Raw genomic sequence first — 22,848 nt, 5'->3', positions numbered from 1 at the left:
CAATGGTGCATCCCAAAACGAAAAATGGCCGGGCGAGCCCGGCCATTTCAGAAGGACGTCGGCAGACCTCAGTTAGACTTGGTCGCCGGTGCCGCGGCCGGTTGCGCCGCAGCCTGCGGGGCGCGGCCGACGACGACGGTCAAAAGTCCCTGGCCCCACAACCGCTTGGCGGCGGCCTTGGCGTCATCAAGCGTCACCGCATCGACGATGGCGTTGCGCTTCTCGATATAGTCGATCGGCAGCTTGTCCTGCTGATATTGCAACAGCGCCTGCGCGAGCTTGGAGGAGGTGTCGAGCGCCAGCATCTGCGAGCCCTTGAGATAGGACTTGGCCTCGTCGAGTTCCTTCTGCGTCGGGCCTTCGTCGGCGATACGGCGCACTTCCTTCTCAATGGCATCCATTGTGTCGCCGGCACGGTCGGCGCGGGTGCCGGTGTTGCCGATGAAGATGCCCGAATGCTCCATCCAAAGCAGCGATTCGAACACCGAATAGGCCAGCCCGCGCTTCTCGCGGACTTCGCGATAAAGCCGCGAGGACAGGCCGCCGCCGCCGAGGATGTGGTTGACGACATAGGCCGCCATGAAGTTCGGATCGCTGCGCATCACGCCGGGGCCGCCGAAGGTGATCACGGTCTGCGGCACGTCGAGCGGCACGAAGGCGCGCTCCGGCGGCTTTGCGGCCTCGACGTCGGGGACCGGCACCAGGGTGGCTTTTGCCGGCAAGCTGCCAAAGGTGTGATCGAGCAGTTTGCCCAGGGTCGTCGGGTCGACGTCGCCGACCACCGCGATCTTCAGCGTGTCCTTGGCGAGGACACGGCCGACATAATCCTTCATGTCGGCGACCGTGATGGTCGGTACGCTCTCCAGTGTGCCGGTGGTCTGCCGTCCATAGGGATGATCGCCGAAGGTCATCTCCAGGAATTTGCGGCTCGCGAGCGACGTCGGATTGGTGGTGTCGCGGCGCAGGCTCGATATCACTTGCGAACGGATGCGTTCGACATCGGCCGTGTCGAAATGCGGCGAGGTCAGTGCCGAGCGCAGCAGGTCGAAGGCCTCATCCTTGTTGTCGCGCAGCATCCGCAGGCTGCCGCGGAAGGTGTCCCGGGTGGCACTGAAGGAGAGTTCGATGGCGCGGCGGTCGAGCCGCTCGTGGAAAGTCTTGGAATCCAGGTCGCCAGAGCCCTCGTCGAGGAGGTCGCCAACGAGGTTGGCGACGCCGGACTTGTCCTTGGGATCCTGCGCCGAGCCGCCGGCAAAGGAATATTCCATGGCAATCAGCGGCACGGTCGCGTCCTGCACGAACCAGGCTTCGATGCCGCCAGGCGAGACCAGATGCTGGATCTTTGCCGCGGCCTGAGACGGCGAGACCGAGGCAAATGCGATGGCCGCGCCGGTGGCGAGGGACAACGCGAAATAGCGTGCGCGAAGGAAGGGATGGGTCACGAGCGCTTCTCCTCGCGCTTGGCGGCGGTGTTGGTGTCCTTGATCAGATAGCCGGTCACCGATCGCTTCTTCTCGAGCCATTTTTGCGCAGCGGCGCGAACTTGCTCGGCTGTGACGGCGCGGATGCGGTCGGGCCAGCTTCTGATATCCTCGATCGACAGACCCGTGGTCAGCGCACCGCCATACCAGCGCGCCAGCACGGCCTGATTGTCCTGAGCGTAGATCGCCTCGGCAATCAGCTGGGTCTTGACCCGCTCGAGATCCTCGGCGCGGATCGGATTTTGCGCGACGTTGGCGATGACGCCGTCGATCGCTTGCTCGACCTCGGCAAAACCGACGCCTGACCTCGGCGAAGCCGAGATCGCGAACTGGGTCGGATCGAGCGAGATGCTGGAATAGCTGGCGCTGGCGGACACCGCGAGCGGCTTGTCGACCACAAGCGCGCGATAGAGATAGGAGTTGCTGCCGCTGCCTATCAATTGCGCGAGCACGTCGAGCGCTGCGCTCTCGCCGGCCGCGGCCGTCGTCGCCGAAGGCACCAGATAATAGCGGCGCAGGCTCGGCTGCTCCACGCGCGGGTCGGCCAGCGTGACGGTGCGCGGTGCCGCCGGCTCAGGCTCCTGCGGACGAACGCGGCGGGCCGGGATCGCCGGCTGAGCCGCGATCGGGCCGAAATTGCGTTCGACCAGCGGACGCACGTCGGCAGCCTCGACGTCGCCGGCGATCACCAGGATCGCGTTGTTCGGCGCGTAGAAGCGGCGGTAGAAGGCGAGCGCGTCCTCGCGATTGAGCTTCTCGATCTCCTGATGCCAGCCGATCACCGGCCGGCCGTAGGGATGATTGAGATAGAGCGCAGCCATGATCTGCTCGTTGAGGCGCGCATCGGGGCTGTTGGCGACGCGCATATTGTACTCTTCGAGCACGACGTCGCGCTCGGGCAGCACGTTCTCGTCCTTGAGGATCAGGCCAGTCATGCGATCGGCCTCGAACTCCATCATGGTCGGAAGCTGCTCTTTCGGCACGCGCTGGTAGTAGTTGGTGTAATCGACCGAGGTCGAGGCGTTCTCGTTGCCGCCGACGCGGAGCACGGTCTGGGAGAATTCGCCGACCGGATGCTTCGACGTGCCCTTGAACATCAGATGTTCGAGGAAATGGGCAAGGCCCGACTTGCCCGGCGTCTCGTCAGCCGAGCCGACCTTGTACCAGATCATCTCCGTAACCACGGGCGTGCGGTGGTCCGGGATCACGACGACCTGAAGGCCGTTGGCGAGCGTGAAGCTGGCGGGCGGCGCGGAGGTGACCGTCGTCTGGGCGAATGCGCTGCCGACGTCGAGGGCAGATGTCGAAAGCAGTGCGGCGAAGAGGCAGGCAATCGATCGGTGTGAGGACATCACTATCCTTGTAAAGGCCCGGATCCTGATGTCCGGGCGTGAAAGCACGGCATGCTACACCGCGCGGCTTTGGGCTTCGGGTCACGAAGCAGAGAACGCCGTCGACTTGTACTTAAAAATAGGTCATCTGCCGCATCCGGCCTACACCGGATGATTGCGGCGGGTCCGCGCCTGCGCGCGACGGACAAGGAGCTTATTGCTCCTTCTCCTTGCCGGACCGGACGTCGAAATAGGTCCGGCGCGTCTTATCTTCTCCCGAGCCATAGGCATAGTTCGGCGAAGGCGTCTGATATCCCGCCGGCGGTTCGACCAGCGATTGGCGCGGCGGCTCGCTCGTGAATGGCTTGGATTCGGGGCTCTTGTTGTTCGACAACAGGTTCCATAGTCCGCCGGTGTAACCGAGCTCGGCCGGACTCATCGTCGGGTGGTCGATATTGGCCCCCGGCTGGACCGGATCCCTGCTGGTCTTTTCAACCGCGGCGGTCTTGTGGGCGTTCAACTCGGCGGGCGATAGCGGCTGGGCATTTTTCAGGTATTCGGCTGCCTTGCTGCCGGTCGATGTCTTCTTCCGCTGGGCGATAGCCTCCTTGCGGCGCTTCTCGTCCGGATCCTTCGGCCAGTTTGGTGCGTTCTTGGCGTCGGCACTGGCGGGCGGCGGCAGGTCGAGGTTCGGCGGCACCACCAGCGGCGACCGCTCGCGGTACTCGATGCCCTTCCTCTCCATGCCCTTGGCACCGATGCCGGACATCAGATTATCGATGAGCTTCTCTTCGAAGGTCATGTCGTCGTCATCGTCGCCATCGTCACCCGCGCGAACCGGACCTGCCGACATGACGAGACCGATGCCGATTGCGACAGCGGACAATTTCAGCGCCAGCCAAAGTCCCCGCCGGGAATCTCGTCCCATCGAACCGCTGGTCTGGAAGCTGCGCATACCTGTACCTGTTCCATATTGTGGCAGTCTTGATGTGCAAGTCTTGACGTACCAGTCTTGCCGCGTCTCGCGCGACCACGCCTCGCCAAGCAAGGTTCCGCCTGCGGTCCGTATCGGCCGGGATCAGGGCGCTTTTGCGGCGGGTACCCCCAGGAAGGAATCATACAATAGGGCAGCCACCCCAGCAACGATGGCTACGTCCGCGAGATTGAAGATGTACCAATTATAGGTATTTCCGCCGATTTCGATATGGAACAGGGCAAAATCGACCACCGCGCCATAGGCCAAGCGGTCGATGCCGTTCCCGATGGCGCCGCCGATGATCAGCCCGAGCGCCACCGTGGCGAGCCGGGTCTGCGACCGGGCCAACCAGATCGCGAGCGCAATCACCGCGACGATCTTCACCGCCATCAGTGCGATCTGTGCCGACTGGCTGTCATTCTGCAGCCAGCCGAAGCTGATCCCGATATTCCAGGCCAGCACCAGGTCGAAAAAGGGCGTCACCTTCACCACGCCCTTGCGGGCGAGGTCGAAGCCATTCAGGAGCCATAGCTTCGAAGCCTGGTCGGCCACGAGCGTGACCAAGGCTGCGAGGATGCCGGCGCGGAGCGGGGGCATGGCCGTCCGATCAGATGCTCACGCCCAACGCCTTCCATTCGCGCAGCGCCTTCGCGTCGCGCGGGGTGACGTCGGGGTATTCAGCGTCCTCGCCGACGGTCGGCGAGATCTTCCAGGAGCGGGCGCATTTGGTGCCGACGGCCTTCTCCACCACGACCGCGACGCCGGCGACAGCATCGAGACGGAATGCAGAGGCGGGCGCTTCGCCCTCGCGCACCTCGTAGTTCGAGGTGATGCAGATCTCGGCCACATCAGTGTCGAACAGCGTCGCCAGCATGTCGCGGTCGGCGACATAGATTACCGGTGACGCTTCCAGCGACGAGCCGATGTTCTTGGCGGCACGCTCGAGCTCCAGCGCGCCGGTGACGACGCGGCGGACGTTGCGGATGGTTTCCCATTTCGCGGCGAGCTTGTCGTCGCGGAGTTTCTCGAGGCCCTCCGGGAACAGCGTCAAATGCACCGACGGTTCGGCATCCGGCCTGTACATGCGCCAGGCTTCTTCCGACGTGAAGCTCAGAACCGGCGCCAGCCATTTCAGGATCGAATTGCACAGCAGGTCGATCGTGGTCAGCGCCGCCTTGCGCACCAGCGAAGACGGCGGATCGCAATACAGCGTGTCCTTGCGGATATCGAAGTAGAATGCCGAGAGTTCGCTGTTCAGGAACGCGGACAGTGTTGCGACCACGCTCTTGTAGTCGAACGTCTCATAGGCGTTGCGGACCAGTTCGGCGCGGATCGCGAGCTCGTGCAGCATCAGCCGCTCGAGCTCGGGCATCTCGGCGGGCGCGACTGCGTCGGCCGGCTTGTAGTGATGCAGCGTGCCGAGCATCCAGCGCACCGTGTTGCGCAGCTTGCGGTAGGTCTCGACGGTGTTCTTCAGGATCTCGGGGCCGATGCGCTGGTCGTCGGTATAGTCGCAGGACGCGACCCAGAGTCTCAGGATGTCGGCGCCGGATTCCTTGATGACCGCCTGCGGCTCGATGGTGTTGCCGAGCGACTTCGACATCTTGCGGCCGTCCTCGGCCTGGGTGAAGCCGTGGGTCAGCACGATGTCGTAGGGCGCACGGCCGCGCGTGCCGCAGCTCTCCAGCAGCGAGGAGTGGAACCAGCCGCGATGCTGGTCAGAGCCTTCGAGGTACATCACCGTGTCGGTGCCGCCGTCGACCTTGCGTTTGATGCCGGCGAGGCCGGGGAATTGCACGGGGTCTTCGAGCACGAAGGCGTGCGTCGAGCCGGAATCGAACCAGACGTCGAGAATGTCGTCGACCTTCTGCCAATCCTCAGCGGCGCGCGGTCCGAGGAAGCGCTCGCGCGCGCCCGTCGCATACCAGGCGTCGGCGCCTTCCTTGGCGAAGGCGTCGCCGATGCGGGTGTTGACGGTCTCGTCCTGGAGAATCTCCGCCGAGCCGTCGCCCTTCTCGCGCACGAACACGGCGATCGGCACGCCCCAGGCGCGCTGGCGCGAGATCACCCAGTCGGGGCGGGCCTCGATCATGCCGTTGATGCGGTTCTCGCCCGAGGGCGGCACCCATTGCGTCACCGAGATCGCTTGCAGCGCACGGGCGCGCAGCGTGTCACCGGACCTGGTCTTGCCGTTGCTCGCAATGTCCTTGTCCATCGCGATGAACCATTGCGGCGTGTTGCGGAAGATCACCGGCTTCTTCGAGCGCCAGGAATGCGGATATTGGTGCTTGAGCCGGCCGCGCGCGAGCAGCTTGCCGCCCTCGACCAGCGCCTTGATCACGGCCTCGTTGGCGTCGCCCTTTTCGCCCTTGTCGTTGATGACGCGCTTGCCCGTGAAGCCCGGCGCCTGGTCGGTATAGGCGCCGTTCTCGTCGACGGTGTAGGGGATCGCACTGTTGATGCCGCGGGCATCGAGCTCGCGGGTGTTCGCCATCCAGACGTCGAAGTCTTCACGGCCGTGGCTCGGCGCGGTGTGCACGAAGCCGGTGCCGGTGTCATCGGTGACGTGGTCGCCGGACAACAGCGGCACGGTGAATTCGTAGCCGCCGGCGAGGCCCTTCAGCGGATGGGCGCATTCGATCGCGTCCATGGTGTCGCCGGGGATGTCGCGGACCTTCTCGTAGGCGGTCACGCGCGCCTGCTTGAACACTTCTGCGGCGAGCGCGTCGGCGAGGATCAGGAGATCGCCGGTCTTGGCCCAATTGTCCGCGGGCGCGTCCGTCACCTTGTAGAGGCCATAGGCGATCTTCGGCGAGAACGAGATGGCGCGATTGCCGGGCAGCGTCCAGGGCGTGGTGGTCCAGATCACGACGCTTGCGGAGGCGAGCGCGCCATGCGCCGGCGAGGTGACCGGGAATTTCACCCAGACCATGTCGCTCGTGTAGTCCTCGTACTCGACCTCGGCTTCGGCGAGCGCGGTCTTCTCGACCACGCTCCACATCACTGGCTTGGAGCCGCGATACAGCGTGCCATTGGCCGCGAACTTCATCAGCTCGCGCGCGATCTGGGCTTCGGCCGGATAATTCATGGTGGCGTAGGGATGAGCCCAATCGCCGATCACGCCGAGCCGCTTGAACTCCTCGCGCTGCACGTTGAGCCAGTGCGTGGCGTAGGCGCGGCACTCCTTGCGGAAATCGATCATCGCAGCGCTGTCGCGGAAGTCAGGCTTCTGCTTGCCCTTCTTGCGATAGTTCTCCTCCTCGACCTTCCACTCGATGGGCAGGCCGTGGCAGTCCCAGCCGGGCACGTAGTTGGAATCGAAGCCCAGCATCTGCTGGCTCTTGGTGACGAGATCCTTGAGGATCTTGTTCAGCGCCGTGCCGATATGGATGTTGCCGTTGGCATAGGGCGGGCCGTCATGCAGCACGAACTTGGCGCGGCCTTTTGCGCTGTCGCGCAGCTTTTCGTAGAGGCCGATCTCGTACCAGCGCTTGAGGATTTCCGGCTCGCGCTGCGGCAGGCCGGCGCGCATCGGGAATTCGGTCTGCGGCAGGAACAGGGTCTTCGAATAGTCTTTGGCTTCAGACTTTTGGGACTTCTGCGGCTTTTCGGACATGAGGCTGACTGGCTCGGAAATGGCGCGGGAACAGATGGCGATGCGGAATCGCGGGGTGAAACGACAAAATCCCGGTCTTGCGCCGAGCCTTTAGGCTCAGGCGGAAGCCGGGCCGCTAATCCCTATGATGCGCCGCGCAAACATGGGCTCTCCATAGCAGGGGGCCAAGGGAAGCGCAAAACAGAAGCGCAATAGGGAAGCGCAAAGGTCCGGCGAGCCGGTTTTGGCCCCTCAATCGACCGTCCCGAGCCGCGGAAATGCGTTCGGAGCGGCGGCCAGCATGGCACGGGCGCGGGCGGAATCATCGTCCATCTGGCGGATCAGGGCGTCGATACCGTCGAATTTCAGCTCCTCGCGGATGAAGCCGACAAAGGCGCAATCCAGCGCCTGCCCATAGAGGTCGCCCTTGAAGTCGAACAGGAAGATTTCCAGCAGCGGCGCGCCATTATCGAAGGTCGGGCGGCGGCCGAAGCTCGCGACCCCGTTCAGCCGCTCAGCGCCGCGGCCGACCCGGACCGCGTAGATGCCGTGCTTCAAGCCGCAATTGGCATCGAGCCGGATATTGGCAGTGGGATAACCGAGGTCGCGGCCGCGTTTCTCGCCATGGATGACCTCGCCGGTGATGAACCAGGGCGCGCCCAGCATGGTGGTGGCCTCGTCGATAAGCCCCTCGGCAAGCGCGATCCGGATGGCGCTGGAGGAGACCGGCCGCTCGTCGATGTCGACATGCGGCTGCACGTCGACCTCGATGCCGAGCCGGGGGGCCTCGTTGACCAGGAGGCTCGGCGAGCCGACGCGTCCTTTGCCGAAATGGAAGTCGTAGCCGACCGCGATCCCGCTGACGCCGAGGCGCTCGATCAGGTCATGGTGAATGAAATCTTGCGCGCTGGTCCCTGCGCGCGCCTTGTCGAAAGTCATGACCACGGCGCCGGCAAGCCCGGTCCCGGCCAGCAGCCGCAGCTTGGCCCGCTCGTCCGTCAGGCGAAATTGCGGGGTGTTGGGACTGAAAAACCGGCGCGGGTGCGGCTCAAAGGTCAGCGCCAGCGCAGGGCGGCCCTGCGCCCGGCCCATTTCCAGGGCTGCGGCAATGACGGCCCGATGGCCGAGATGGACCCCGTCGAAATTGCCCATGGCGACCACTGCTCCCTTCAGGATCGCAGAATCCGGCGTGGTGTCGCGGATAACGGTAAATTGCGGGGCCATCAGGGGAATTCTCGAAGCGGCAGGACCGATCCGGACCGTGGCGTGACCCGCCGGATGAAGTCAAGCGGCAGGGGCGGCCACATTGAATGCGATTTCAATCCTTCGGCTGCGGCCCCGATTAACGCGCTGTTTAAAGCCTTGGTGCTAGTGCTTGAAACGTGGAACTGCAGGGCTAGAGCCGGGCAGGTCCGATCGTAGTATTTCCTGGGTTTGCGTTGGGGGAGTCGAGATGGCGGTTGATTTGTCGATGTCGGTTCTGGTGGTCGACGACTACAGCACCATGATCCGTATCATCCGGAATCTGCTGAAGCAGCTTGGCTTCGAAAACATCGACGATGCCAGCGACGGTTCCGCGGCGCTGAACAAGATGCGCGGCAAGAAGTACGGGCTCGTGATTTCCGACTGGAACATGGAGCCGATGACGGGTTACGACCTGCTCCGCGAAGTGCGTGCAGATCCCAACCTCGCCACCACGCCCTTCATCATGATCACGGCGGAATCGAAGACCGAGAACGTGATCGCGGCCAAGAAGGCCGGCGTGAACAATTACATCGTCAAGCCGTTCAACGCGGCGACGCTGAAGACCAAGATCGAAGCGGTCTTCCCGGATATGGCGAGCGCGTAAGCGCGCTTCAAAGCCATCAGTTGAATTTGGAAAGCCCGGGCACTCGTCCCGGGCTTTCTGCGTTTGTCAGCCTACCACTTCAATTCGCGCATCAGCGCCTTCGGCGGGTGGCCGAACAATTCCAGCACTGATTTGGGATCGAGCTGGTCGAGGCCCTCGAACTCCTCGGCATGAATGCCGCGGGTGACGAACAGGCAGTCGATGCCGAACTCACGAGCGCCGGTGAGGTCGGTCCGGACGGAATCGCCGATCGCCAGCACCTTTTTCCGGTCGATCGGGTGCCCCTGGCGTTCGCCGGCGAGCGCCATTGCGCGCTCGTAGATCGGCCGGTGCGGCTTGCCGTAGAAAATCACCTCGCCGCCGAGCTCGCGGTACAGCTCGGCAATCGCACCGGCGCAATAGATCAGGCGGTCGCCGCGCTCGACCACGATGTCGGGGTTGGCGCAGACCAGCGTCAGCTTGCGCTCGCGCGCCTTCAGCATCATGGCGCGATAGTCTTCCGCGGTCTCGGTCTCGTCGTCATAGAGGCCGGTGCAGACGATGTAATCCGCCTCTTCCAGCGGTGCGGTCTTGGCGTCGAGGCCGCGGTAGATCGAGTTGTCGCGCTCGGGGCCGAGCCAGAACATTTTGCGGCCGGGATGCTCGGCGACATAGAGCCGGGTCAAATCGCCGGAGGAGACGATCGCGTCGTAGGTTTCGTCGGCGACGCCGAGCTTGCGCAATTGCCGCTGCACGGAGTCGGCCGGACGTGGCGCGTTGGTGATCAGGATCACCGTACCGCCGTGGCTGCGATAGGTGTGCAGCGCCTCGCAGGCCTCGGGGAAGGATTCCAGGCCGTTATGGACCACGCCCCAGATGTCGCTGAGCACGACGTCGACCCCGCCCACGAGTTCGCGCAGGCTTTGTGCGAAATGCAGCGTGGTCATGATGCGAGCGGCCGATCAGATGCGGCGCGCGAGCGCCGCGTTGCCGGTGATGCGCTGTGACGGGTTGGCAGGCGTCGTAGCTGTTGTTGCACTTGGGCTGGGCGTACCGGAACCATTGGATCCCTGAATGTCTTGCGCCTGGTTTGGCGAGGCCCCGCCGGTAGCAGATGCCCCCTCGGGCCGCAATGGCCGGGGCGGCGCGAACAGAAAGCCCTGGCCGAACCGCACGTCATAGTCGAGCAAATCGACCACTGCGCGCTCGCCCTCGATCCGCTCGGCGATCAGGTCGATGCCGAAGCGGCCGAGCAGATCGGACAGGTCCGAGGGGTGAATGTCCGAGGCCGAGGCCTGCTTCGGGTCGAGAAGGAGAGGGGCCGGAACCTTGATGAAGCGGACGCCGCGGTCGGCGAGCTCGCGCGGCTCGATCCGCAAGTCCGTGACATGGTCGATCGAGAATCGGAAGCCGCGCTGGGCGAGCGCGGCGAGGTTCTCGGTTTCGGCCGGACCCAGGGCACGGAAAGTCGACTGCTTGAACTCGAGCACCAGGGACGGCGCCAGCGCGCGGTTGGCCTCGAGGAAATCAAGGCATTGTGCGAAGGTGGTGGAATTGCCGAGCGTCGAAGCCGCGACGTTGCAGAACACGCCGACATCCTTGTTGCGCACCATCAGCCGGCGCAACACCTGGACGCAGCGCAGCAACACCATGTTGTCGATTCGGCCGATCAGCCCGGAGGCCTCGGCGATGCTGATGAACTCTTCCGCGGCGATCAACTGGTCGCGCTCGTCGCGGACCCGGGTCACCGCTTCGTAGAAGCGGACCTTGCGCTGCGGCAGCGTCACCATCGGTTGGAGGAAGATGTCGATGCGGTTCTCGTCGATGGCGTTGCGCAGCGTCGCCAGTATCTGGGTCTGGTTGCGGCCATTGACCGCCTGAACGGCATTGGCGGTCTGGGTCTGAACGGCGGGGGACGTCGGCCGCGGCGGCGGAGCAGGAAGCGGCGGGGCAGCGGCCGGCCGCTCCTCGAAGGCCGCAATCAGGTCAACCGGGCTTTCCGGCTCCGGCCGGGCGACCGGAGCAGCGGGGGTCGGTGCCGGCGCATGACCGGCAAGCAGATCCTCATGGGTCGACACGGTGGCGGCAAGCTGCCTGACCAGCCCGCCGAGCTCGTTGATCTCGCCGACCACCGACTGGACGCGATCGGAATTGGCCGAATTGGACGAGGCGATGCGGCCTTCGATCGCAGCTAACCGGCGCCCGAATTCGGCCACCTGGCGGGCGAGGTCGGCGGTGCCGCGCGACAGGTCGGCAATCTGGCCGCCGACGTCGCTGCGGTCGCGCAGCCGCATCGAGACCGCGTTGTAGAGGATCAGGAAGGTCAGCGCGGTCAGCGCCACGATCGCGGATTCGGTTCCGCTGATGCCGGCAACCGCGTAGAGCACGAGCCCGAGCGAGGCCGCGACCAGAACCATGCAGATGGCGATGAAGATCGTCGAAATGCGAATCATGCCGCGCGCTAAGCCTCAAGAGCTGACTGCCTGACCCGGGAAAACACGGGCTGCAATTCGCACCCGTTGCGCCTCATGCTCCCCAAGCATGCATGACCTTAACATCATTGTTGATTCGAGGGGATAGCGGCCGCGGCGCGTGTGGAGGTGGTCAGGACGGCGCGGCGGCACCGACCGTGTCGGCCGAGACCGCCTCGCGGCTGCCGAGCGGCTTGGGCTGCCCGGTGGTCGTGTCGCGCAGGGTTTGCCGCTCGATCTCCGAGTTCAGCTCGGCGCCGAACATGATGACGATCGCCGACATCCACATCCAGGTCATCAAGCCGATCGCTGCCCCGAGCGAGCCGTAGGTCGCGTTGTAATTGGCGAAGGCCGAGAGATACCAGGACAGCAGCGCCGAGCCGGCGATCCAGAGCAGGGCGGCCGCCACCGCGCCGAGGCTGAGCCATTGCCAGCGTGGCTTGTCGCGGCTTGGCGCGAAACGATAGAGGATAGCGAGCGCCGCCAGCAGGATGACGAGCAGCAGCGGCCAACGCGACAGCGCGACGATCAGCTTGCTCTCGGGCGCGATACCGAGATGATCGAGCGCAAGCGGGAAGGCGACCACTGCGCCCACCATCAGCAAGAGCGCGACGATGCCGCCGACCGTGAAGCTCAGGGAAATCAGGTTCAGCTTGATGAAACCGCGCTTCTCGCGCTCCTCGTAAGCCACGTTGAGAGCGTCGAAGATCGATTTGACGCCGGCGTTCGCGCTCCAGATCGCGAGCACGAGGCCGAACAGGAAGGCGGCGCCGAGCGCCGTGTTGCCGTTCGACACCACGCGCGCGACCTGGTCTTCGACGATCTGGAAAGAGCCCTCCGGCAGCATCGTCGCGAGCGTCTGGAGATTTTTGCTGATGGTCGAGGGATCGGCGAACAGTCCGTACGAGGAGACGAGCGCGGTCACGGCGGGGAAGATTGCAAGGAGCCCAAAGAAGACGACGCCGCCGGCGGTCGCGAGCAACCGATCGTCGTCGATGCGTTGATAGGTACGCCAGAAGATATCCTTCCAGCCCGCCCAGGGAATCGCGAAGGGGCTTTTCGCGCGGCGGCCGTGGCCGGGCTGAATGGCGGCGCCTGCCGGGCTTGTTTCCGGTGAATGCCCTTCGCTGTTGCGGTCGTCTTGAGGAGGGCCGGGCCGGATGAAGCCGGAATCCTGGAAGTAGCGTTCGGCGGTCAGTACGAAAACGGCTGTGGCGGCGACCAGCAGCCAGTTGTCGAACTGCTCAGTGAGCCGCGCACGCATGTCAGGCGTCCAATCCGTGGCGGTGGCGCTTTCGGCGTGCCGCCGTGACCCCCAGCAATCCGATTGCCGCGAGCATCAAGCCGAGTTGGACAGGGCGATTGGCAAGAACCGGCGAAGCCCTGCCGTCCTGGCTGCGTTCCCCTGGTGCGAGCGGCACCAGGGGAATCGTCGTCGCCACTTCTTTCACCGCCTGCTTGACCGTTCCGCGCGGGATCCGTGGCGTCGCAATCGCAACGCGCATGCGGCTGGCGAGCGGCACGATCGGCTTGGTCCGGCGCTTGATCTGGGCTGTGGCCACTCCGGCGCAGGCTGCGGCGAGGATCAACAGCACGGCTGCGGCGGCACCAAAGCCCCAGAACTGCCCGTAAGTGATGGCAACCCAGCGATACAATGCGATCAGACCGACAAAGAAGGCCGCGATCACGAACAGCCCGGCCACCGTGAGCAATCCAGCCGCGACCGCATAGGACGTGATCCGTCCAGTGGTCTGGCTGGTGCGGTCACGCAAATAGGACTGCGCTGCGCGCTTGAGATGGTTGAGTTTCAGCGCCATGCCGGCGCGCAGCAATTCGCCCGATGGCGCGAGCATGTGGACATCCTCCGAGAGCGAAACATTCGTCGGGGGATGAACGTGGCGGAATTTGACTTGTTCCGCTGAACAGGCTGGATCAGCCGAGATCGGCGGCCGCGATCCAGAACACTTCGCCCTCGGAATCTTCCGTGTCGAGCCAGAGCAGGGGCAGTTCCGGAAAGGCCTCGTCGACCAGCTCGCGACCGCGGCCGATCTCGCAGATCAGGCCGCCGTCCGGCGTCAAATGATCGGGCGCCTCGCGCAGGATACGCCTGACCACGTCGAGGCCGTCGGCGCCGCCGTCGAAGGCAAGTTTCGGCTCGGCCCGGCATTCCGGCGGCAATGCCGCCATGCCTTCGGCGTCGACGTAGGGCGGGTTGGTGATGATCAAATCGTATCTGCTATCGCCGAGCGGGGCGAACAGGTCGCCGCGATGGAGCGTGATCCGCTCATCCAGTCCATGTTCCGCAACATTGCGTGCAGCGACTTCGAGCGCACCCCTGGAGATGTCGACGGCATCGACCGCAGCGTTCGGGAAGTGATGTGCGGCGAGGATCGCGAGGCATCCGGATCCCGTGCAGAGATCGAGCACGCGCTCGACTGCGGTGGGATCGTCGATCAGCGCGCCTGCGCCATCCTCGCCGCCGAAATGCGAATCCAAGAGCTCGCCGATGAAGGAACGCGGAACGATGACGCGTTCGTCGACATAGAAGGGCAGGCCGCGCATGTAGATCTTGTTGACGAGGTAGGCCGTCGGCTTGCGCGTCGTCACCCGCCGATGGATGAGATCGAGCAGAACCTTGCCTTCTGCCGCGGTGACGCGAGCATTGGCGAAGCTCTCGAACTGATCGGGATGCAGATGCAAGGCCTCGCAGACCAGGAAAGCGGCTTCGGCCACCGGATCGGTCGTGCCGTGGGCAAACGCAAGCTTCGCCTCGACGAAACGGCTGACCGCATAGCGGACGAAATCGATCAGCGTCAGCAACTCGCCGCGGCCGACCTTGGCAAGCTTCGGTGCGGCGCGGCCGCGCGCGGGCGTCTTGGATGCACGTGCCATCAGAATCTTGCCATCAGGATTTGGTCCAGCGTGCGGCGGCCTCGTCGTCGCGGGCATGGGCCTCGACCCAGCCGGTGCCGGTGGCGCTCTCTTCCTTCTTCCAGAACGGCGCACTGGTCTTGAGATAATCCATCAGGAATTCGGCAGCCTCGAACGCCGCGCGGCGGTGCTGCGAGGCGGTGAGCACCAGCACGATATTCTGGCCGGGCATGAAGCGCCCGACCCGATGGATGACCGTGACGCCGTTCAGCGGCCAGCGCGAAATGGCCTCGTCGACATGGCGCTTGATCTCTTCTTCCGCCATGCCGGGATAATGCTCGAGCGTGAGCGCTGCGATCTTCGAACTGTCCTCGTCGGCGCGGCAGATGCCGGAGAAGCTGACGACCGCGCCGATATCGGTGCGGCTCTTGGTCAGCACCGCGATCTCGCGCGCGATGTCGAAATCGTCTTCCTGGATGCGGATGGCGACGGGGCAGGTGGTGACAGCGGAGGTCATGACCTAGCCGCCGGTCATCGGCGGGAAGAACGCGATCTCGCGGGCGCCTGATATCGCCGCATCGGCCTTGACGTGGGCATGATCGATCGCGGTGCGGATCACCTTCGGCTTCTCGAAGGCGTAAGCGTAGGCTTCGCTCTGGCCGGACAGCCAGGCGATCAGCTCCTCGACGGTGCGCACGGTCGCGGGCGGCTCGATGATCTCCTCGGCCTTGCCGACGCGCTCACGCACCCAGGCGAAGTACTTCACCTTCATCCCTCATCCTCCTTGATGAGGTGATGGATGCCGGCGCGGAAATAATCGTAGCCGGTGTACATGGTCAGGATCGCCGAGGCCCACAGCAGGACGAGGCCGATCAGCGAGACCACTGGCAGCACTTCGTCGCCGGCTGGACCTGCGAGCAGAAAGCCGATGGCGACGAGCTGCACGGTGGTCTTCCACTTGGCGAGCTGGGTCACGGGCACGCTGACGCGCAGCGCCGCCAGATACTCGCGCAGGCCCGAGACCAGGATCTCGCGGCACAGGATCACGATGGCGGCCCACAGCGACCAGCCATGGATGATGCCGTCGGCGGCCAGCATCAGCAGGCACGAGGCGACCAGCAGCTTGTCGGCGATCGGATCGAGCATGCGGCCGAACGCCGATTGCTGATTCCAGATCCGGGCGTAATAGCCGTCGAGATAGTCGGTCACCGCGGCGCCGATGAAGATCGCGACTGCGACCCAGCGCAGCCACAGGGGATAGTCCATGATCGACTGCGCATAGATGCACCCGACCACGACCGGGATCGCGGCGATCCGGCCATAGGTCAGGAGGTTCGGGAGGGACATCGCGCGGCTGGTCGTCCCTCGTGTCGTGGCGATGTTCATCCGTCCTACCAATACCGCTGAAGCCTGAAGGTCAACCGTCCGTCCCCAATTGGGGGTACCGGATGCGACGACCATATGACTACAGCGCCTTTAGTTCACCCCGGCTGGGGATGGAAATAGTCGAATATCCTGCGGGCGCTCTCCGCGCTCACCCCAGGAACCTTGCCGAGATCGGCAATCGAGGCCCGTTCGATCTCCTTCAGGGTTCCGAAATGATGCAGCAAGGCACGTTTGCGTGACGGGCCGATGCCCGGAATCTCCTGCAAGCCGGCCTCACGGATGTCCTTCTTGCGCAGCTTGCGGTGTGAGCCGATGACAAAGCGGTGGGCCTCGTCCCGCAGGCGCTGGACGAAATAGAGCACGGGGTCGCGCGGCTCCAGCTTGATCGCCTCGCGCTCCGGCATGAACAGGGTCTCGCGGCCGGCATCCCGGTCCGGGCCCTTGGCGACCGACATCAGCGACACCTGGGTCAAGCCGAGATTGGCAAAGATCTCGCGGACGGCGTTGAGCTGGCCGCGGCCGCCGTCGATGATGACGAGGTCTGGCCATTGCGGGAAATCATCGTCCTTGGCTTTGGCGGCGCTCTCTTCGGGCGGGTTGATCAGGCGCTTGAAGCGGCGCTCCAGCACCTCGCGCATCATGGCGAAGTCGTCGCCCGGCGTGATCCCTTCCGACTTGATGTTGAACTTGCGGTACTGGTTTTTGACGAAACCATCCGGGCCGGCGACGATCATGGCGCCGACCGCGTTGGTGCCCTGGATGTGGCTGTTGTCGTAGACCTCGATGCGCTTGGGCGCGTGCGGCAGGCTCAGCGTCGTGGCCATGGCGTCGAGCAGGCGGCTCTGGGTTGCGGTATCCGCAAGCTTGCGGCCGAGCGCCTCGCGCGCGTTGGTCAGCGCGTGGGTGACGAGCTCCTTCTTCTCGCCGCGCTTGGGCGCGAGGACCTCGATCTTGTGGCCGGCCTTGATCGTCAGCGCATTGGCGAGAAGCTCCATCTCCTCGATCTCGTGCGAGAGCAGGATCGTCTTCGGCGGTGGCTTGTCGTCGTAGAACTGGGCGAGGAACGAGCCCAGCACTTCCTCCGGCGTATATGTCTTCTCCGCGCGCGGGAAATAAGCCCGGTTGCCCCAGTTCTGCCCGGTGCGGAAGAAGAACACTTCGACGCAGGAGAAGCCGCCCTCCTGATGGATGGCGAACACGTCGGCTTCCTCCACGGTGCGCGGATTGATGCCCTGCTGCGACTGGATCGCCGACAGCGCGGCAAGACGGTCGCGATAGAGCGCCGCGCTCTCGAATTCGAGCTCGCCGGAGGCCTTTTCCATCTCGCCAGCGAGCTCCTGCTTCACCGCCTGGCTCTTGCCGGAGAGGAAGTCGGTGGCCTCGCGCACCAGCGTCGTATAGCCCGGGAAATCGATCTCTCGGGTGCAGGGGCCGGCGCAGCGGCGGATCTGGTAGAGCAGACAGGGCCGCGTGCGGCTCTCGAAGAAGGAGTCCGTGCAGGAGCGGATCAGGAACGCGCGCTGCAAGGCCGTGATGGTGCGGTTGACCGCGCCGGCGGAGGCGAACGGGCCGAAATAGCGTCCAGGCCGGGTCTGCGCGCCGCGATGCTTGAGGATTTGCGGCGCCCAATGGTCGCCGGTGATCAGGATATAGGGAAACGACTTGTCGTCGCGCAGCTGCACGTTGAAGCGCGGCCGCAGCTGCTTGATCAGGTTGGCTTCCAGCAGCAGCGCCTCGGTCTCGGTCGTGGTCGAGACGATCTCCACGGTCACCGTGGCCGCGATCATGCGCAGGATTCGCGCCGGCAGCGGCGCGCTCTGGCGCGCGTAGTTGGACAGGCGCTTTTTGACGTTCTTGGCCTTGCCGACATAGAGCACGTCAGCGTTCGCACTCAGCATGCGATAGACGCCGGGCGAGGTCGGCGCCAGCCGGACCGCGCGCTCGATCGCCTCGTGACCGGTCGCCAGCGGCTCTTCGCCGATCGCGCCGCTCTCTTCCAGGATGTCAGGCAGCCGCGCATCGTCCTCGTCATCGCCGCCGGCGGCGGGATCGAGGTCGGGCGGTGTCAGCCCCTCGGGCGGGGCGTCGGCCTTCGCGGCTTGCGGCGATTTGCGCGCGCGCGCGTCGTCCGGATTGTCGGAGGAATCGTGAACCATGGTGCGAATTTAGGCGCTGGGGGGATCGATTTGAAGTTCCGGCCGGGCCGCACGCACAGGAAGGCGGCGCAGTTCCCGGTAACGCTTGCTTAAGCCTGTTAACAGCGCGGTAACCCGGCTTAACAGGCCTTTAACTTAAAACTCTCGATAAGTCTTACGCGAAAAAGTGGTGGTTCCGTAACCATGCGATTTGGCCTGGCGCGGCGGCGCGGGCGTCGCACCCGGTGACGGCAAGTTGCGTTGGAGTGTGTGATGAAGGGGCTCGTTGTGGGCGCAGCCGCGTTGGTTGCAGCCGGCTGGACGGCTTCGGCAGAGGCCGCCGATTTCAATTACGGGCAGCGTGCGCCCTATACGGTCAACCAGCCGCTCAATGCCTATAGCTGGGCCGGCCCGTATCTCGGCGGCAATCTCGGCTATGAGTGGGGCTCGGTGAGCAATACGCCCGTGAAGCCCTCCGGCTTCGTCGGTGGCGTGCAGGCCGGCTACAATTTCCAGAACGGTCCCTGGGTGTTCGGTGTCGAGGGCGACATTCAGGCCGCTGGTGCCGACGATACGTTCGCGCCGTGGAAGTTCTCCAATCCCTGGTTCGGCACGCTGCGCGGCCGCGCCGGCTATGCCTTCAGCAACGTCCTGGTCTACGGCACCGCCGGCCTCGCCTTCGGCGAGTTGCGCGCGCAGACCTTCGGCTGGACGGAGTCGCACACCACCGCGGGATGGACCGCCGGCGTCGGCGCGGAAGTCGGCTTCGCGCCGAACTGGAGTGCGAAGCTCGAATATCTCTACATCGATCTGTCGTCGAGCCAGTTCGCCATTACGGGCGTGTCAAACGGCTATAGCGCCAGCGTTGTTCGCGCAGGCGTGAACTATCACTTCTGATAGCCAAAAAAGAAAATACCGGACCACAGCCTCCCGGCCGCTCGCGGCCGGGATTTTTTTGCGCCGATGTCTTTGAGCGAGGTCCGCTAGGACAGGATCACGAGATTGACCGCCTTTGGTCCCTTGCCCTTCTTGTCCGGTTCGACTTCGAATGTGATGCGCTGTCCTTCGGCGAGGTCCTTCAGTCCCGCCCGCTCAACAGCGGTGATGTGAACGAAGACATCGCGACCGCCGTCATCCGGTTTGATAAAGCCGTAGCCGCGCTCGCCGTTGAAGAACTTAACCGTTCCCGTCATGGCCATCGGGAAACTCCCCCTCATTGCTCCTCCGTCGCAACGCAGACGCGCGTCACGACATGACCGGGCGCTACGAAGCCCGGGAGAGCTGGCCATCCTTGGGCGGACCCAACGGTCCGACCGGATCTTTTTAGGCCTTCACTCCGCCGCAACCATTCGCGGAAGCGGAACGTAAAGCCAGTCACGGAAAACAGCATAATACGGTTCTTTGCAGATTGACTACCGCTCCTGCATATTTTTCCCAAGAATGGCGGTGGCTTAGGGCTTCGGCACCTCCAATCGGAATCTGGCAGCTCCGCCTTGGCCGAGTGGCATTTCGAGTTCAGGCAGGATGGTCTTGAGCTCGCTTTGCAGCGTGTACGGCGGATTGACGATCATGAGCCCGGTCGAGGTGAGTGCTCCGCCGTCGGCTTGCGGCGCAACGCTGAATTCGAGACGCAGACATTTTCCCTGCGGCTTTGCTGCGGCTGCGAGCCGGGCCACCAACTGTGCCAAGGTGTCGGTCGCGCGTCGGCTTTTGGCGGGGTGCCAGATTACATAGATACCGGTCGGCCATTTCGCGAAGGCGCTGGAGAAGGCCTCGCCCAATCTTTCAAACTCGTCCTTCGCCTCGAACGGCGGGTCGATCAGCACGAGTCCGCGCCGCTCCTTCGGCGGCACGAAAGCCGGCAGTGCCATCCAGCCGTCGAGATCGACCACGCGCGCCTGTTCGTCGCGCCGCAACGCATCGATCAGTGCCTTGCGCGCCTTCGGCTCGAGCTCGCAGGCCACAAGCCGGTCCTGCGGCCGCATCAGGCCGCGCGCGATCAGGGGCGAGCCCGGATACGCCTTGAGCTCACCCTTCGGATTGAAGGCGCGGACGATGTCGATATACGGCTTGGTCAGCGCGATGCTCTCGTTCGAGAGGCGCGCCTGCATCAGCCGCGCGATCCCCGTCAGCCACTCGCCGCCGCGGCGCGCCTCGTCGCTGTCGAGATCGTAGAGGCCGGCGCCCGCATGGGTGTCGATGACGCGGAAGGCGGCCGGCTTGTCCTGCAAATAAGTGAGGATACGCGCCAGCACGATGTGCTTGATGACATCGGCGAAGTTGCCGGCGTGAAAGGCGTGACGATAGTTCATGAGCTCGGACCGCGTTGTCTTGCGTGATCCTAACCCCTTGTCATTGCGAGCGCAGCGAAGCAATCCGGAATCTAACCGCGGCGGCAGTCTGGATTGCTTCGTTGCGCTCGCAATGACGGGAGCTAGCCGCCCCTGATCGGCGGCATCGTCACCTGGTCGCGGCGGCAGGCGCGGCGTTCGAGTTCGTCGCAGGCGCGGAATTGCAGGTCCTTGCTCAGGCAGATGCGGACCTCGGAGAGCCGGGTCCGGTTGCAGGTGACCGAGACGGCTGCGTTGCTCAGGCCTGGATTGGCCTTGATGAAGGCTTCTTCCACCTCGGCCGGCGCCACGGTCTTGGCCTGCGACAGCTCGAGATATTCGGCCGGGATCTTGATCGCGGCGCGCGCTTTGCGGATCGTCTCGAAGTAATTGCGACCGTCGAGCCCGGAGCAGGTGCCGTGCTTGTCCCACTCGTTGAAGATCAGGCCGGTCGCCGGCATCAAATCGAGCATCGAGGAAACGATGTTGCGGTTCAGCCGCGGCGACGGCCGCTGGCAATATTCCGGAAAGCCGTTCTCATATTGCGGCCACAGCCCGTGCACCACGAAGGAAAAGGGCCGTCCTTCGCACTGGATGTTGGAGCGCCCGCCGCTGCGACCGCGCTCGGCGGCTTCCTCGCAGAACGACGGCGACCAGGACAGCGACAGCACATAGAAGTCGAATTCGCCGGGTGCGTTCTGCCGCTTGTCCTGGGCCCTCGCACCGCCCGCCAGTGAGATCAGCCCGGCGGCCAGGGTCAGCGAAATCATCAGACGGGAGAATGACTGCAATCTAAAATGAAACATGGCGATGCCCCTCAACTAGACTGTGCAATCAGCCTAGCAGTCACAAAGAACATTTCAAGAACAAAATTGAGCCGACTGCCGCCCGATCGCTCGGCCCGAATCAGGGCTCGTCAGCTCAGGGCTTGGCGGCGCGGCAGGACGGATTGTAGGCCCAGTTGCGATCGAGCCCGACCACGCACCATTCGACGCCCTGGCCGTATCCCGCAAAGCCGCCATCCTCGACGATCGAGAAGTGCACCCGGCGCACCTTGCCGTCGGTGAGCATGGCCTCGCCGGTGCAGAAGCGGCGCGGAATGTTGTCCGACGCCCAGGGGCGGAAGGCGGTCTCGTGAACGTTCGAGAAGCCCGTGATCCTCAGCGACGAATTCCAGAACGAGCTTTCCTTTTCCCAGAACTGGGTCGAGATCGTCGGCAGCGCCTTGTCGCATTCGGCGACATTGCCGTCATAGCGCGGCCCGTTCAGCCAGAAATTCAGCTCCAGGGGATTGGCCGCCTTGGCCTCAGTGAGCGACAGCGCTCCGAACATGAGGCCGAGAACTGCGGCAAAGCGAAGCGATTTCAGGGAGGTCGAGGCGCGCATGGGTAATCCAGACAGCATGATCTGCGAAGGTCGGACGGTGCCGCGAAGGGCGGGGGAGGTCAAGTGCAGCGCGGCAACACTTGGCCAGGAGTTATCACAACGTCGCAGCCGACAGGCCTTCCGTTCTTTTCACCGCCGCTCCGGCACCGTAAACTGATGCCAACCAATCGGAGTGACGGGAATGCGAATCATTGCGGCTGCTGGCCTTCTTGCCCTGGGTTTGATGGCGAGCCAATCGGCGCGCGCCGACCTCCTCCCGGTGCCGCCGTTCAAGGGCAACGACACCGGCGGCATCATCGCCTATTCGATGGCAACGCAGGTCGATGCACGCCAGGTCGCGGTCGATCACTGCGCGCGCTACGGCAAGGTCGTGAAATTCCTCGCGGTGCAGGCCTATGAGGGCGGCTACATCTCGTTCTCCTGCCGCTGGGTGCCCTACGGCGCCGCCGACCGGCCGATCCGCACGCTCTACTGAGCCGTTTCGGAAAGCCTCGCTACGACCTCTCAGCCGGGAGCCTCTCCTATGACGCGCAGGCTTGCTTTGCTCGGTTCGGCCGTTTGTCTCCTGTTGTCGACGGGCAGCGCTTTCGCGGACGATCTGCCGGTGCGCAAGGCCGGGCTCTGGGAATTGAAGATGGTCAGGTCCGGCTCGGCAATGCCGGAGATGACCATGCAGCATTGCACCGACGAGGCCGTCGACAAGGAGATGAACAACAACATCTCGCCGATGGCCAAGCAGGTCTGCTCCAAGCAGGACATCAAGAAGACGGCGACCGGCTACATCAGCGATTCCGAGTGCAACGTCGCCGGCATGTCCACGACTTCGCATGCCGAGATCACCGGCGATTTCAATTCGGCCTACACGGTGAAGACCTCGTCGCATGCGCAAGGCGGCGCCGCCGGCACCGCGGGGCGCGACACCACCATGACGTTGGAGGCGAAATGGATGGGGGCTTGCAAGCCCGACCAGAAGCCCGGCGACATCGTGATGCCCGGTGGTTTCAAGATGAACGTGCGCGACGTCGACAAGTTGAAGGCGCTGCTGCCGAAGAAATAGG

General features: G+C 64.3%; 23 protein-coding genes. 4 read left to right on the top strand and 19 right to left on the bottom strand.

The window, feature by feature from the left end; translation table 11 throughout:
• Nucleotides 1–68 precede the first annotated feature (68 nt).
• The 6 genes from JQ631_RS14385 to JQ631_RS14360 all read right to left on the bottom strand — a co-directional run bounded on the left by JQ631_RS14385 (nt 69) and on the right by JQ631_RS14360 (nt 8,607).
• The gene (locus JQ631_RS14385) at nt 69–1,442 is read right to left on the bottom strand and encodes a M16 family metallopeptidase (protein WP_212327069.1); all 1,374 of its coding nucleotides are present in this window, start codon (nt 1,440–1,442) and stop codon (nt 69–71) included.
• Complete coding sequence (locus JQ631_RS14380) at nt 1,439–2,833, bottom strand: M16 family metallopeptidase (RefSeq protein WP_212327068.1); 1,395 nt, start codon at nt 2,831–2,833, stop codon at nt 1,439–1,441. Before JQ631_RS14380 ends, JQ631_RS14385 begins: the two co-directional genes overlap by 4 nt.
• A 193-nt stretch (nt 2,834–3,026) precedes the next feature.
• A complete protein-coding gene (locus JQ631_RS14375) occupies nt 3,027–3,767 on the bottom strand; it encodes a hypothetical protein (RefSeq protein WP_212327067.1) in 741 nt (246 codons plus the stop codon).
• Nucleotides 3,768–3,890: 123 nt separating this feature from the next.
• Entirely contained in the window at nt 3,891–4,385 is a 495-nt protein-coding gene (lspA, locus tag JQ631_RS14370; RefSeq protein WP_212327066.1) for a signal peptidase II, read from the bottom strand.
• A 10-nt stretch (nt 4,386–4,395) separates the two neighbouring features.
• Nucleotides 4,396–7,404, bottom strand: coding sequence for an isoleucine--tRNA ligase (gene ileS / locus JQ631_RS14365; protein ID WP_212327065.1), 3,009 nt, complete (start codon nt 7,402–7,404; stop codon nt 4,396–4,398).
• 231 nt (nt 7,405–7,635) lie between these two features.
• Nucleotides 7,636–8,607, bottom strand: coding sequence for a bifunctional riboflavin kinase/FAD synthetase (locus tag JQ631_RS14360; RefSeq protein ID WP_212327064.1), 972 nt, complete (start codon nt 8,605–8,607; stop codon nt 7,636–7,638).
• A 229-nt stretch (nt 8,608–8,836) separates the two neighbouring features.
• On the opposite strand from JQ631_RS14360, the gene JQ631_RS14355 reads away from it, so the two are divergent.
• Entirely contained in the window at nt 8,837–9,232 is a 396-nt protein-coding gene (locus JQ631_RS14355) for a response regulator (RefSeq protein ID WP_007596883.1), read from the top strand.
• 71 nt (nt 9,233–9,303) lie between these two features.
• On the opposite strand, the gene JQ631_RS14350 is transcribed toward JQ631_RS14355, so the two are convergent.
• The 9 genes from JQ631_RS14350 to uvrC form a co-directional block, all read right to left on the bottom strand.
• On the bottom strand, nt 9,304–10,158 hold the full coding sequence (locus JQ631_RS14350) for a TIGR01459 family HAD-type hydrolase (protein ID WP_212327062.1): 855 nt from the start codon (nt 10,156–10,158) through the stop codon (nt 9,304–9,306).
• Between the two features lie 15 nt (nt 10,159–10,173).
• Nucleotides 10,174–11,664 carry an EAL domain-containing protein gene (locus JQ631_RS14345; protein ID WP_212327060.1) on the bottom strand — a complete coding sequence of 497 codons (1,491 nt, stop codon included), beginning with the start codon at nt 11,662–11,664 and terminating at the stop codon, nt 10,174–10,176.
• 151 nt (nt 11,665–11,815) lie between these two features.
• A complete protein-coding gene (locus tag JQ631_RS14340; protein ID WP_212327058.1) occupies nt 11,816–12,946 on the bottom strand; it encodes a YihY/virulence factor BrkB family protein in 1,131 nt (376 codons plus the stop codon).
• Nucleotide 12,947: 1 nt separating this feature from the next.
• Nucleotides 12,948–13,535, bottom strand: a complete 588-nt coding sequence (locus JQ631_RS14335) for a phage holin family protein (protein ID WP_212327056.1) — start codon at nt 13,533–13,535, stop codon at nt 12,948–12,950.
• 79 nt (nt 13,536–13,614) lie between these two features.
• Nucleotides 13,615–14,574 (bottom strand): 50S ribosomal protein L3 N(5)-glutamine methyltransferase, encoded by a 960-nt coding sequence (gene prmB / locus JQ631_RS14330; RefSeq protein ID WP_212327054.1) that lies wholly within the window; start codon nt 14,572–14,574, stop codon nt 13,615–13,617.
• A 13-nt stretch (nt 14,575–14,587) separates the two neighbouring features.
• Complete coding sequence (locus tag JQ631_RS14325; RefSeq protein WP_212327052.1) at nt 14,588–15,070, bottom strand: molybdenum cofactor biosynthesis protein MoaE; 483 nt, start codon at nt 15,068–15,070, stop codon at nt 14,588–14,590.
• A gap of 3 nt (nt 15,071–15,073) precedes the next feature.
• Entirely contained in the window at nt 15,074–15,325 is a 252-nt protein-coding gene (moaD, locus tag JQ631_RS14320) for a molybdopterin converting factor subunit 1 (RefSeq protein WP_212327050.1), read from the bottom strand.
• Nucleotides 15,322–15,939: a CDP-diacylglycerol--glycerol-3-phosphate 3-phosphatidyltransferase gene (gene pgsA, locus JQ631_RS14315; protein WP_212327048.1), complete on the bottom strand. Its 618-nt coding sequence runs from the start codon at nt 15,937–15,939 to the stop codon at nt 15,322–15,324. The genes moaD and pgsA overlap by 4 nt, the downstream gene beginning before the upstream one ends.
• A 95-nt stretch (nt 15,940–16,034) precedes the next feature.
• The gene (uvrC, locus tag JQ631_RS14310) at nt 16,035–18,095 is read right to left on the bottom strand and encodes an excinuclease ABC subunit UvrC (RefSeq protein ID WP_212327046.1); all 2,061 of its coding nucleotides are present in this window, start codon (nt 18,093–18,095) and stop codon (nt 16,035–16,037) included.
• 252 nt (nt 18,096–18,347) lie between these two features.
• Between uvrC and JQ631_RS14305 the strand changes: the two genes are divergently transcribed.
• Nucleotides 18,348–18,971 (top strand): outer membrane protein, encoded by a 624-nt coding sequence (locus JQ631_RS14305; RefSeq protein ID WP_212327044.1) that lies wholly within the window; start codon nt 18,348–18,350, stop codon nt 18,969–18,971.
• Between the two features lie 86 nt (nt 18,972–19,057).
• Here the strand turns inward: JQ631_RS14305 and JQ631_RS14300 are convergent, their stop codons facing one another.
• The 4 genes from JQ631_RS14300 to JQ631_RS14285 form a co-directional block, all read right to left on the bottom strand.
• Nucleotides 19,058–19,273, bottom strand: a complete 216-nt coding sequence (locus JQ631_RS14300) for a cold-shock protein (protein ID WP_008544396.1) — start codon at nt 19,271–19,273, stop codon at nt 19,058–19,060.
• 252 nt (nt 19,274–19,525) lie between these two features.
• Nucleotides 19,526–20,386: a 23S rRNA (adenine(2030)-N(6))-methyltransferase RlmJ gene (locus tag JQ631_RS14295; protein WP_212327042.1), complete on the bottom strand. Its 861-nt coding sequence runs from the start codon at nt 20,384–20,386 to the stop codon at nt 19,526–19,528.
• Between the two features lie 122 nt (nt 20,387–20,508).
• Complete coding sequence (locus JQ631_RS14290) at nt 20,509–21,210, bottom strand: ribonuclease T2 family protein (protein ID WP_212327040.1); 702 nt, start codon at nt 21,208–21,210, stop codon at nt 20,509–20,511.
• A gap of 115 nt (nt 21,211–21,325) precedes the next feature.
• On the bottom strand, nt 21,326–21,790 hold the full coding sequence (locus JQ631_RS14285) for a hypothetical protein (protein ID WP_212327038.1): 465 nt from the start codon (nt 21,788–21,790) through the stop codon (nt 21,326–21,328).
• 181 nt (nt 21,791–21,971) lie between these two features.
• Here JQ631_RS14285 and JQ631_RS14280 point away from each other — a divergent pair, with 181 nt between their 5' ends.
• Together JQ631_RS14280 and JQ631_RS14275 are read left to right on the top strand one after the other, a co-directional pair.
• Complete coding sequence (locus JQ631_RS14280; protein WP_212327036.1) at nt 21,972–22,265, top strand: hypothetical protein; 294 nt, start codon at nt 21,972–21,974, stop codon at nt 22,263–22,265.
• 48 nt (nt 22,266–22,313) lie between these two features.
• Nucleotides 22,314–22,847 carry a DUF3617 domain-containing protein gene (locus JQ631_RS14275; protein ID WP_212327034.1) on the top strand — a complete coding sequence of 178 codons (534 nt, stop codon included), beginning with the start codon at nt 22,314–22,316 and terminating at the stop codon, nt 22,845–22,847.
• Nucleotide 22,848: the final 1 nt, after the last annotated feature.

The sequence above is a fragment of the Bradyrhizobium manausense genome, assembly GCF_018131105.1.
GTDB lineage: Bacteria > Pseudomonadota > Alphaproteobacteria > Rhizobiales > Xanthobacteraceae > Bradyrhizobium > Bradyrhizobium manausense_B.
The sequence above is the reverse complement of the archived record's forward strand: the minus strand, read 5'-3'. Positions and strand labels throughout refer to the sequence as shown.

What these genes read in the sequence shown, in the direction of transcription:
- JQ631_RS14295 (WP_212327042.1), bottom strand. Translation starts at nt 20,386, where the DNA reads ATGAACTATCGTCACGCCTTTCACGCCGGCAACTTCGCCGATGTCATC.
- JQ631_RS14280 (WP_212327036.1), top strand. Translation starts at nt 21,972, where the DNA reads ATGCGAATCATTGCGGCTGCTGGCCTTCTTGCCCTGGGTTTGATGGCG.
- uvrC (WP_212327046.1), bottom strand. Translation starts at nt 18,095, where the DNA reads ATGGTTCACGATTCCTCCGACAATCCGGACGACGCGCGCGCGCGCAAA.
- JQ631_RS14275 (WP_212327034.1), top strand. Translation starts at nt 22,314, where the DNA reads ATGACGCGCAGGCTTGCTTTGCTCGGTTCGGCCGTTTGTCTCCTGTTG.
- JQ631_RS14285 (WP_212327038.1), bottom strand. Translation starts at nt 21,790, where the DNA reads ATGCGCGCCTCGACCTCCCTGAAATCGCTTCGCTTTGCCGCAGTTCTC.
- JQ631_RS14335 (WP_212327056.1), bottom strand. Translation starts at nt 13,535, where the DNA reads ATGCTCGCGCCATCGGGCGAATTGCTGCGCGCCGGCATGGCGCTGAAA.
- JQ631_RS14345 (WP_212327060.1), bottom strand. Translation starts at nt 11,664, where the DNA reads ATGATTCGCATTTCGACGATCTTCATCGCCATCTGCATGGTTCTGGTC.
- prmB (WP_212327054.1), bottom strand. Translation starts at nt 14,574, where the DNA reads ATGGCACGTGCATCCAAGACGCCCGCGCGCGGCCGCGCCGCACCGAAG.
- JQ631_RS14375 (WP_212327067.1), bottom strand. Translation starts at nt 3,767, where the DNA reads ATGCGCAGCTTCCAGACCAGCGGTTCGATGGGACGAGATTCCCGGCGG.
- JQ631_RS14290 (WP_212327040.1), bottom strand. Translation starts at nt 21,210, where the DNA reads ATGTTTCATTTTAGATTGCAGTCATTCTCCCGTCTGATGATTTCGCTG.
- JQ631_RS14360 (WP_212327064.1), bottom strand. Translation starts at nt 8,607, where the DNA reads ATGGCCCCGCAATTTACCGTTATCCGCGACACCACGCCGGATTCTGCG.
- JQ631_RS14325 (WP_212327052.1), bottom strand. Translation starts at nt 15,070, where the DNA reads ATGACCTCCGCTGTCACCACCTGCCCCGTCGCCATCCGCATCCAGGAA.
- JQ631_RS14380 (WP_212327068.1), bottom strand. Translation starts at nt 2,833, where the DNA reads ATGTCCTCACACCGATCGATTGCCTGCCTCTTCGCCGCACTGCTTTCG.
- JQ631_RS14355 (WP_007596883.1), top strand. Translation starts at nt 8,837, where the DNA reads ATGGCGGTTGATTTGTCGATGTCGGTTCTGGTGGTCGACGACTACAGC.
- JQ631_RS14305 (WP_212327044.1), top strand. Translation starts at nt 18,348, where the DNA reads ATGAAGGGGCTCGTTGTGGGCGCAGCCGCGTTGGTTGCAGCCGGCTGG.
- JQ631_RS14340 (WP_212327058.1), bottom strand. Translation starts at nt 12,946, where the DNA reads ATGCGTGCGCGGCTCACTGAGCAGTTCGACAACTGGCTGCTGGTCGCC.
- pgsA (WP_212327048.1), bottom strand. Translation starts at nt 15,939, where the DNA reads ATGAACATCGCCACGACACGAGGGACGACCAGCCGCGCGATGTCCCTC.
- moaD (WP_212327050.1), bottom strand. Translation starts at nt 15,325, where the DNA reads ATGAAGGTGAAGTACTTCGCCTGGGTGCGTGAGCGCGTCGGCAAGGCC.
- JQ631_RS14300 (WP_008544396.1), bottom strand. Translation starts at nt 19,273, where the DNA reads ATGGCCATGACGGGAACGGTTAAGTTCTTCAACGGCGAGCGCGGCTAC.
- lspA (WP_212327066.1), bottom strand. Translation starts at nt 4,385, where the DNA reads ATGCCCCCGCTCCGCGCCGGCATCCTCGCAGCCTTGGTCACGCTCGTG.
- ileS (WP_212327065.1), bottom strand. Translation starts at nt 7,404, where the DNA reads ATGTCCGAAAAGCCGCAGAAGTCCCAAAAGTCTGAAGCCAAAGACTAT.
- JQ631_RS14350 (WP_212327062.1), bottom strand. Translation starts at nt 10,158, where the DNA reads ATGACCACGCTGCATTTCGCACAAAGCCTGCGCGAACTCGTGGGCGGG.